Genomic DNA, 10084 nt, shown 5'->3' on the forward strand with positions numbered 1-10084 from the left:
CGCGGCGCGGCTCGGGGGGGTTTTTTTTTTTAAATATATTTTTTTTTTTTTTTTTTTTGTGGGGGCGCCGCCCCCCCCCCCCCCCCCCCCCCCCCCACGCCTGACCACACCCGCGGGCCGGAACCCGCCGCCCCGCCCGCTGTTGTAGATTTGTCGCGCCGGACCGTTGTCCAGCCAAGGTTCGGCAAGTCCGACAGCCGTGAGCTAGCGGGACCATTCAGGCCCTGTTAACCACGACCAACGAGACTTGATCGCCGCTCGGCGCCCCTACGTTGCAGCGTGAAGACGCTTGCACGCGCGCCAATTCTCATTGCATATCGCGCCGTTCCCCCGAGTTCGTAACCGATACGGTGAGAATGACACGCTTCGCGCGCCTTCGCCGATCGATTGTAGAGCTGTTCCCTGAGCGACACCTCTACATCCGCTCTGGCGGTGAAATGCGTTCCTTCGTCCTGACCACCGGCCGCCAGATGGCGATCGCCGGCGGGGTCGCTGCCGGCGCGCTGTGGATGGGCGTCAGCACCGCGGCGATGATGGTCAACGCCATGGCTGTCTCCAGCCACGACCAGCAGCTGGCCCGCATGCAGGCCAAGTCCGAACGCCTGGTCGCCGACCGGGAAGCGCGCCTCAACAGCGCCATGGTGCAGCTGAACCAGGCCGAAGGCGGCATCGGCGCCCTCGCCGCCAGTGTCGAGAACCGCCACGCGGCGCTCGCCATGCTGCTGACCGAGTTCAAGGGCCAGCCGGGCGCCCAGGCCGCCCTCGCCCCAGCCATCGCCAAAGCCACCAGCGCCTCGGCCGAGGTCGGGCCGATGCGCCGCATCGAGCTGGTCCGCGCCGGCCAGGAACGCCTGATCGACGCCGCCGACGATTTCGCCAAGACCCGCGCCGACCGCCTGCGGCTGGCCTTCCGCCTCGCCGGCCTGACGCCGTCGACCTTCGTGCCAAAGGGCGGCTCGCTGGGCGGCCCGCTGATCGAGGCCAAGGATCCTCGCGCCCTGGCCGCCGTACTCGACGTGGACGAGGACTTCGCCGAACGCATTCAGCATGCGGCGACCAACCTTTCCGAAGCCGGCGCCCTGGTCGACGCAGCGGCCAAGCTGCCGTTCGCTCGTCCGACCACCGCCGCGGCGCAGACCAGCAGCTACGGCGTCAGGTTCGATCCATTCACTCGCCGCCCGGCCTTCCATTCGGGCCTCGACTTCGCCGGCCCGACCAACACCCCAATCTACTCGACCGCACCGGGCGTGGTGTCGTTCACGGGCGTGCGCTCCGGCTATGGCAACACCATCGAGATCGACCACGGCCGCGGCTTCAAGACCCGCTACGCGCACCTGCAAGCCATCGGCGTGCGCCCGGGCGAGCGCGTGACGGTCGGCACCCGGATCGGCGGCATGGGCTCCACGGGGCGGTCCACCGGGCCGCACCTGCACTATGAGGTCTGGGTCAATGGTAGGGCCCAGAACCCGTCGCGTTTCGTAAAGGCTGGCGATTATGTTCTCCAAGGCGGTTAAGCCCGAGAAGACCTCCGACGCGTCGCTGTCGGCCACGACCGGCGAGCGCAAGGCGCCCAAGCCCGCCTCACTCATCAGCCAGGATCTCACCCTCGAAGGCGGCATCGTCGGCGAGGGCGAGTTGCACGTCGACGGCGTCATCCGCGGCGATGTCCGCGTCGGCCGCCTGACCCTCGGCGACACCGGCCACATCGAAGGCTCGGTCCAGGCCGAGACCGTCGACATCCGCGGCCGCATCATCGGCACGATCACCGCCAAGCAGGTGCGCCTGTTCGGCACCGCCTATGTCGATGGCGACATCACCCACGAGCAGCTCTCGGTCGAAACCGGAGCCTTCTTCCAGGGCCGCAGCCTGAAGTTCCAGCGCCCCGCGCCGGTCGCCCTCGCCGCGCCCGAGCCGGAAGTCCAGAGCGCCTGACGCCTTAAGCAGCGTTCTCGTAGGCCCCGTTTTTCAAGAGCGGCGCACAATGGCTGACATTCAGCTCGGCGGCGATGTCGACGTCGAGCGCATGCTCCTTCTCGATCAGCTCCACGCCCGACCGGCTGGTGCGCAACGTCGCCTCCAGGTGCGGGCGGGCGCTTAGGAACGCGTGCCGGGCCACGACCGCCTCCGGCTCGCCGTCGAAGCCGATCGCGTCGATCACCGCCCCGGCCCCAAGCAGGTCCTCGATCGCCGGGCGCAGCGATCCGTCGTCCCACTGCTCGCCGGCTGGAATGACGGCGATGTCCCGCCCCTCTGCCAGGGCCACCGCCTTGGCCGCCACGGTGGCGGCGTTGCGCAGGCAGCCGGCCAGCACCGCGGCCCGGCCACAGGCCAGCGAGAGCCGTGATCCGTTCGGCGAAGGCAGCAGCAGCCGCTCCCCCGGATTGAGCTTCATCAGGCTGGCGGGCGACAGGCTCAACTGCCCGCCGGCCTTGCGGCTGGCCGCCAGGCGCGCGCCCAGCCGCTCAGCCTCGGCCCGCGCGGCATCCTCGTCGCCATAGGGAAAGGGGTGGATCCGCGCCTGGCGGTGCACCGCCACGTCGACCGCCGTCGAGAACGACAGCACGTCGACCACCACCACGACCGCTGCGCGGTCGCGCAGCAGCTCAACGCCCTTCAGGCCCCACTCGCAATGAACCTTCTGCATCACGCGCCTCCACGGCGATCGAACGCCGTTCTGGACACGAATGCAAACGCGGCTGTGGCGATCCCCTCCCCGCGCGGGGGAGGGAATTTCGCTTAGTCGCCGGCGCCGTCGCGGGTGTTGCCGACCCGCTGGGCCAGCGACGCGCCCATGAACTCGTCGAGATCGCCGTCGAGCACCCCTTGTGTGTCCGAGGTTTCGACGTTGGTCCGCAGGTCCTTCACCATCTGATACGGCTGCAGGACATAGCTGCGGATCTGGTGTCCCCAGCCGATGTCGGTCTTCTGCTCGTTCAGGGCGGCGGCCTCGGCCTCGCGCTTCTGCAGCTCCAGCTCATAGAGCCGCGCGCGCAGCATCTTCCAGGCTTCCTCGCGGTTCTGGTGCTGCGAGCGTCCCATCTGGCACGCGACCACGACGCCGGTCGGGATGTGCGTCAGGCGCACCGCCGAGTCGGTCTTGTTGATATGCTGGCCGCCAGCGCCGGAGGCGCGGTAGGTGTCGGTGCGCACGTCAGCCGGATTGATCTCGATCTCGATGGTGTCGTCGACCACCGGATAGACCCAGACCGAGGCGAAGCTGGTGTGGCGCTTGGCGGCCGCGTCGTAGGGCGAGATCCGCACCAGACGATGGACGCCGGCCTCGGTCTTCAGCCAGCCATAGGCGTTCGGCCCCTTGATCTGCAGGGTGACCGACTTGATGCCGGCCTGTTCGCCGGCGGTTTCTTCGAGGAAGTCGACGCTCATCCCATGGGCGTTGGCCCAGCGGGTGTACATCCGCATCAGCATCCCGGCCCAGTCGTTGGACTCGGTGCCTCCGGCGCCGGAATTGATTTCCATGAAGGCGTCGTTGCCGTCGGCCTCGCCGGAGAGCAAGGCCTCCAGCTCGGCGCGCGCGGCGCGTTCCTTGATGGCTTTCAGCTGCTCGCGGGCCTCATCAAGGGTGGCTTCGTCGCCCTCCTCGTCGGCCATCTCGGCATAGCCGATCGCATCGGCCAGGTCGCGTTCCAGCGACTGGACGGCCTCGACCGAGGCGGCCAGCTTGGACCGTTCGCGGGTGATCGCCTGGGCGGCCGCGGCGTCGTCCCACAGGGTGGGGTCTTCGACGCGCGCGTTCAGCTCATCGAGCTTTCTTAGGGCCGGTTCCCAGTCAAAGTCGCCTCCTGAGCAGTTCGATCGACTGCTCGATGTCGGCCTTGGAGGCCTCGACATCCGCTCTCATGGGAATCTCCGAAACCAGAAAAATTCTGGAAGTCGGGGCAGATAGCGCGGGCAGGTCCGCATGACAATGGCGGGCCGTCCTCACGCGCCCTGTCATTCCAGCTTGCGCATCAAGATCGGGCCCATGAACACCAGATCCATCAGAATTCGCCAGGGCCGCGGCCGCCCTTCCGGCTCCGGCGCGAATGGGACCTGGACACGCCCTGACGGGCCTTCCGGGATGACACGGAGGCTAGTACAGCCCGCTCATGTCGTCCTTCTTCGGCGGCGGCGCGGCGGCCGGCGCCGGGCTGGTCAGCTGTCCGTCCGGCCAGACCTGGTCGTAGGGCTGCGGCCCGCCCACCGGCATGCCGCCCATCGGCGCGACGATCGGCTTCGGCTCGGTCCCCGGGCGGAACGCCTCGCGGATGCCGCGCACCGTGGCGAACTTGGCGTTCTTGGGCGCCTTGAACTCGTCCTTCGGCAGGTCCTTCGTCGCGGCCTGCATGAATTCGATGAAGATCGGCACCGCCGCCTGGGTGCCGGTCTCGCCATTGCCCAGGCTGCGGTTGTCGTCGAAGCCGACGAACACCCCCGCCACGATCTGCGGCGTGAAGCCGACGAACCAGGCGCTGCGGTACTCGTTGGTGGTGCCGGTCTTGCCGCCCACCGGGCGGTTCAGCACCAAGGCCGAGGTCGCGGTGCCGCGCTGGACCACGCCCTGCAGCATCGAGGTCACCTGATAGGCGGTGATCGGATCCATGACCTGCTCGCCGCCGGGCGCGATCCGCGGGCTCTCGTCGCCGTTGAAGCCGGCCAGGCAGCGCGGGCAGTCGCGCTTGTCGGCCCGGAAGATGGTCTCGCCGTTGCGGTCCTGAACCAGCTCGATCAGATGCGGCTCGATCCGCCGCCCGCCGTTGACGAACGAGGCGTAGGCCGCCGTCAGCTTGAATGGCGTGGTCTCGCCGGCCCCGAGCGCCATGGCCAGCACGTTGTCCATGCGCTTGGCCACGCCCATCTTCACGGCCAGGTCGCTGATCTTGCGCATCCCCACGCCCTGGGCCAGGCGCACGGTCATGGCGTTGCGCGACAGCTCCAGGCCGCGCCTCAGGGTCAGGGCCCCGTAGTAGCGGCGGTTGTAGTTCTCGGGCGTCCAGTCCTGGCCGCCCGCACCGCGCAGGGTGATCGCCGAATCCATCACCACGCTGGACGGCGTGTAGCCGTTCTCCAGCGCCGCGGCGTAGACGATCGGCTTGAACGCCGAGCCCGGCTGACGCATCGCCTGGGTCGCGCGGTTGAAGTTCGAGAGCGAGAACGAGTAGCCGCCGACCATCGCCAGCACGCGGCCCGAGTAGGGCTCCATCGCCACCAGCGCCCCGTTGACCGCCGGGATCTGGCGCAGCCGGAAGCCGCCGCCGCCCTCGACCGGCTCGACGAACACCAGGTCGCCGGACCGCAGCCCCTTGCCCGCCCGCGCCCAGGCCACGTCCTGGCCGACGATCGAGCCGGTGGTCCCCTCGCCGGCCACCCGCACCCGGACGTTGCCGCCCGAGACGTCGGTGACCAGGGCCGCGCGCCATCCACGCCGTTCCGACGGCGGGCTTTTCTGCTTGGCGACCGCTTCCCAGCCCTCGGCGGTGTCGACGTGACCCCAGGCCCCGCGCCAGCCGTGACGGCGGTCGTACTGCTCCAGGCCGTTCATCAGCGCCACCCGCGCGGCCGTCTGCAGCTGCGGATCGAGGGTGGTGCGCATGTAATAGCCGCCCTCGTTGAGGCGCTGACCCATGGTCGCCAGACCGCGCCGGCGCACTTCCTCGACGAAGAAGTCGGCGTCGCGGTACTTGGCCCGTGTGGGCGCCTTCTGAACCTTGAGGTCCTCGCGCTTGGCGGCCTCGGCCTCGGCGCGGCTGACCCAGCCCAGCTCGGCCATCTGGTCCAGCACCCAGTTGCGGCGGGCCATGGCCTGCGCCTTGCGACGGATCGGATGATAGTTGTCCGGGCCCTTGGGCAGCGAGGCCAGATAGGCGCACTCGGCCAGGCTGAGGTCGCTGATCGACTTGCCGAAATAGTTATAGGCCGCAGCTCCGACCCCGTATGAGCGATAGCCGAGCCAAATTTCGTTCAGATAGAGCTCGAGGATCTGCTCCTTGTTCAGCGTCTGCTCCAGGCGTCCGGCCAGGATCGCCTCCTTGAGCTTGCGCCCGACCGTCGCCTCGCTGGTCAGCAGGACGTTCTTGGCGACCTGCTGAGTGATGGTCGAGCCGCCCTCGAGGCGGCGGCCGTTCACCGCGTTCATGACGTTCTTCATCATGGCCCGGGTCAGGCCCATGGCGTCGACGCCGCCGTGACTGAAGAAATTGCGGTCCTCAGCGGCCAGGAACGCCTGGGCCAGCTGCGGCGGCATGTTGTCGTACGGCACGTAGATGCGGCGCTCGCGCGAAAACTCGCCGATCAGGACGCCGTCCCAGGCATAGGCGCGCGTCGCCGTGGGCGGACGATAGTCGGCCAGGTCGGCGGCGTCGGGCATGTCGTGGAACAGCCAGGCGGCATAGATGGCGATGGCGAATCCGGCCAGCGCGACTGCGCTCAGCACGGTGACGCCGGCGATCGCGATCCATCTCTCGGGGGGCTTCAAACTGACCGACCTCCGCGGGGGCGCGCCCCGTCCGCTCAGGCTGGTCTAGCGTGCATCGCGCCGGGCGCCAACGGCCCTGCGTCGGCATGGCGCGGCGTCAGTTGGACGCCAGCTTGGTCGGCTGGCCGAAATAGTCGTCGATGGCTTCGGCGACCGAGCCCATCAGCCGGTTGCGCTTGCCCGGATCGCGCAGCACGGCCTCGTCGGCGGCGTTGGTCAGGAAGCCCATTTCCAGCAGCACGGCCGGCACATCGGGCGCCAGCAGCACGGCCAGGCCCGCCTCACGGTGGCTGCGGCGCAGCAGCGGCTGGTGGTCGCTCACCCGCTCCAGCAGCACCTCGGCGAAGGTGGCCGAGCGGTTGCGGGTCATGCGCTGGGTCAGGTCCAGCAGGATGGTCGAGACGCCATGGTCGCCATGGCTGCCGGCCTGCATGAACCAGTCGTCCTTGCTGACGAACTTGGCCGAGCGCCCAGTGGCGCGGTCGGCGAGCGTATAGACGCTGGCGCCGCGCAGGCTCGGATCGGTGCCCGAGTCGGCGTGCAGCGAGATGAACAGGTCGGCGTCCGCGCGGCGGGCGATCTGCACGCGCACGGCGTGGTCGACATAGACGTCGGCGTCGCGGGTCATGACCACCTTGTAGCGGCCGCTCTTTTCCAGCTGGCTCTTCAGCGCGCGCGCCGCGGCCAGGGTGACGTCCTTTTCGTTGCCGTCGGCCCCCTTGGTGCCGGGGTCCTTGCCGCCGTGGCCGGCGTCGATCACGATGACCTTCTTCAGGGGCAGCGCGGCCTTGGTCGTCTTGACCGGCGCAGAGATGAAGCGCGGGCCGCCGCCCTGGGCGACCTTCACGCTCGACGGAGCCTTGGCGGCCAGGTCGATGACATAGCGATAGTTGGCGACGCCGTCGGCCGGCGGCAGCAGGAAGCGGCGCTTGATCACCGCGTCGTCGGCCAGGTCGATGCGCAGCCGCGCCCCGCCGGCGGCGTCGTCCACCACCCAGGCTTTCACCAGGCCGAGCCCGCCCCCCTGCAGCTGGTTGTCCACCGACACGCCCGGCAGGTTCACCACCACGCGGCGGTCGCCCTGCCCGTCGGAAGCCACCTTGCCGGTCGCCGACTTGTCGAGATCGATGACGATGCGGGTTTCGGCGCGGTCGCCGCCGAGCCGGACCTTCAGCACGTCGGCCTTGGCGCCCGCGGCCTGCGCTCCGGCAACGATCGCCAGGCAGCCGACCACAGCGCCGACTGCCGCCAGCACGCTTCGTCCGCCGATCCTGAACCTGCCGCCCATACGCGCAGCCCCGTTACACATTTTATACCGTGACACCCATATAGACCGCAGCGGCGTGGACAAACGGTTAACCGTCCCCTTACGCCGCCACATTGCGGCGGGCGGCTTTCCTTTTTGCCGCCAGTGTTGCAATGTCCGCCCGCGCTGGACCGTGCGCGCCTTGCGTCGCAGGGCCGCGGCCCGCGCGACACACCCCGCGTCGGTTTCGCCATCTTCGGCGACCACGCGCCATCCGATCCGCGCTTAACGTTAGGCGCGCCTGGGAACACACCAATGGGCAGCGCCGCTCGAGCCCAATTTCGGCCTACCGCCCGCCTTGCCGGCTTCGGCATTGCGATGGGCGGTGGCGTGCGCGCCCTCCTGACAGACCGGCGGCGCCCGAGCCGAGAGCTCGCGGCGCGCCTCGGAGACGTACTTGATGTCCAAGAAGATGTTGATCGACGCCGCACACGCCGAAGAGACGCGTGTCGTGGTGGTCGACGGACCGCGTGTTGAAGAATTCGATTTCGAGAGCCAGAACCGCAAACAACTCAGAGGCAATATCTATCTCGCCAAAGTGACGCGCGTTGAGCCGTCGCTGCAGGCTGCCTTCATCGAGTACGGCGGCAACCGCCACGGCTTCCTCGCCTTCAACGAAATCCACCCGGACTACTACCAAATCCCGGTCGCCGACCGCGAAGCGCTCATGCGCGAAGAGGCCGACGAGGAAGATGAAGTTGAATCGCGCGCCCGGTCGGGCGACGACGAGGACGAAGACGCCATCGACGCCGACGAAGACGACGTCATGGAAGAAGAAGTCGCGCGTCGCCGCCGCCGGCTGATGCGTCGCTACAAGATCCAGGAAGTGATCCGCCGCCGGCAGATCATGCTGGTCCAGGTCGTCAAGGAAGAGCGCGGCAACAAGGGCGCAGCCCTGACCACCTACCTGTCGTTGGCCGGCCGCTACGGCGTCCTGATGCCCAACACCGCCCGCGGCGGCGGCATCAGCCGCAAGATCACCGCGGCCACCGACCGCAAGCGCCTGAAGGGCGTGGTCCAGAGCCTGGATGTGCCGGAAGGCATGGGCCTGATCGTCCGCACGGCCGGCGCCAAGCGCACCAAGGCCGAGATCAAGCGCGACTACGAGTATCTGCTGCGCCTGTGGGAAAACATCCGCGACACCACTCTGCATTCCGTGGCCCCCGCCCTCATCTACGAGGAAGAGGACCTGGTGAAGCGCACCATCCGCGACCTCTACGATAAGGACATCGACGAGGTCTGGGTCGAGGGCGAGGCCGGCTTCAAGGAAGCGCGTGAATTCATGCGCATGCTGATGCCCTCCCAGGCCAAGAAGGTGCAGCCGTACCGCGAGGCCACCCCGCTGTTCGTCAAGCACCGGGTCGAAGACCACCTCAGCCAAATCTACTCGCCCGTCGTGCCGCTGCGCTCGGGCGGCTATCTGGTGATCAACCAGACCGAGGCCCTGGTCGCCATCGACGTGAACTCCGGCCGCGCCACGCGTGAGCGGAACATCGAGGCCACCGCCCTCAAGACCAACATGGAGGCGGCTGAGGAAGCCGCCCGCCAGCTGCGCCTGCGCGACCTGGCCGGCCTGATCGTCATCGACTTCATCGACATGGATGAAGCCAAGAACAACCGGGCCGTCGAAAAGAAGCTCAAGGACGCGCTGAAAGACGACCGCGCCCGCGTCCAGATGGGCAAGATCTCGACCTTCGGGCTGATGGAAATCAGCCGCCAGCGCCGCCGTTCCGGCGTGCTGGAAGGCACCACCCACGTCTGCGAGCACTGCGCCGGCACCGGTCGCGTGCGCTCGGTCGAGTCGAGCGCCCTGTCGGCCCTGCGCGCCGTCGAGATCGAGGCCCTGAAGGGCGGCGGCGAAGCCACCCTCAAGCTTCCGCGCGCCGTCGGCCTCTACATTCTCAACGAGAAGCGCAATCATCTGGCGCGTCTGCATGAGAACCTCGGCCTGTTCATCACCATCGTCATCGACGACGCCCTGGCGCACGCCGACCACGAGATCGAACGCACCGCCAGCGAGACCCGTCCCGAGCATGCGGCCCTGATCCATCACGCCCCGGTCCAGCCCTACCAGCCGGTCGAGGAGGACTTCGACGACGAGGCGTTCGAAGACGAGGTCGAGGACGAGGAAGACGAAGACGCCGACATCGAGCGCGAGGCCACCGACGACGACGAGGCCGAGCATCGCTTCCAGGACCACGAGGCCGATGGCGACGAACGCGGCGGACGCCGTGGCCGCCGCCGCCGCCGCCGCGGGCGCCGTGAAGGCGAGCCGACGCCTCTGACACAGCCGACACGCTGCCGAC

7 protein-coding genes are annotated in these 10084 nt (G+C 68.5%); 3 read left to right on the forward strand and 4 right to left on the reverse strand.

Translation table 11 applies throughout. The features are described 5' to 3' along the window. The first annotated feature begins 350 nt into the window (after positions 1–350). The gene (locus tag OUA97_RS20070) at positions 351–1514 is read left to right on the forward strand and encodes a M23 family metallopeptidase (protein WP_267233807.1); all 1164 of its coding nucleotides are present in this window, start codon (positions 351–353) and stop codon (positions 1512–1514) included. Further along, on the forward strand, positions 1495–1932 hold the full coding sequence (locus tag OUA97_RS20075; protein WP_416362448.1) for a bactofilin family protein: 438 nt from the start codon (positions 1495–1497) through the stop codon (positions 1930–1932). The genes OUA97_RS20070 and OUA97_RS20075 overlap by 20 nt, the downstream gene beginning before the upstream one ends. Positions 1933–1936: 4 nt before the next feature. On the opposite strand, the gene OUA97_RS20080 is transcribed toward OUA97_RS20075, so the two are convergent. From OUA97_RS20080 to OUA97_RS20095, 4 genes are all read right to left on the reverse strand, one after another. Continuing rightward, positions 1937–2644, reverse strand: coding sequence for a 2-phosphosulfolactate phosphatase (locus OUA97_RS20080; protein WP_267233808.1), 708 nt, complete (start codon positions 2642–2644; stop codon positions 1937–1939). Positions 2645–2736: 92 nt separating this feature from the next. After that, positions 2737–3859, reverse strand: a protein-coding gene (gene prfB, locus OUA97_RS20085; RefSeq protein ID WP_267233809.1) for a peptide chain release factor 2 whose coding sequence is annotated in 2 segments (ribosomal slippage) — positions 2737–3789 and positions 3791–3859 — 1122 coding nt in all. Because the reading frame shifts where the segments join, the coding sequence is not laid out codon by codon here. 231 nt (positions 3860–4090) lie between these two features. Beyond that, on the reverse strand, positions 4091–6511 hold the full coding sequence (locus tag OUA97_RS20090) for a penicillin-binding protein 1A (protein WP_267233812.1): 2421 nt from the start codon (positions 6509–6511) through the stop codon (positions 4091–4093). 58 nt (positions 6512–6569) lie between these two features. After that, entirely contained in the window at positions 6570–7724 is a 1155-nt protein-coding gene (locus OUA97_RS20095; RefSeq protein WP_267233813.1) for an N-acetylmuramoyl-L-alanine amidase family protein, read from the reverse strand. Positions 7725–8178: 454 nt separating this feature from the next. On the opposite strand from OUA97_RS20095, the gene OUA97_RS20100 reads away from it, so the two are divergent. Further along, positions 8179–10084 (forward strand): Rne/Rng family ribonuclease (locus tag OUA97_RS20100; protein ID WP_267233810.1); only part of this gene is annotated, 1906 nt, incomplete at its 3' end.

The organism is Phenylobacterium sp. 58.2.17, assembly GCF_026411515.1.
Lineage (GTDB): Bacteria > Pseudomonadota > Alphaproteobacteria > Caulobacterales > Caulobacteraceae > Phenylobacterium.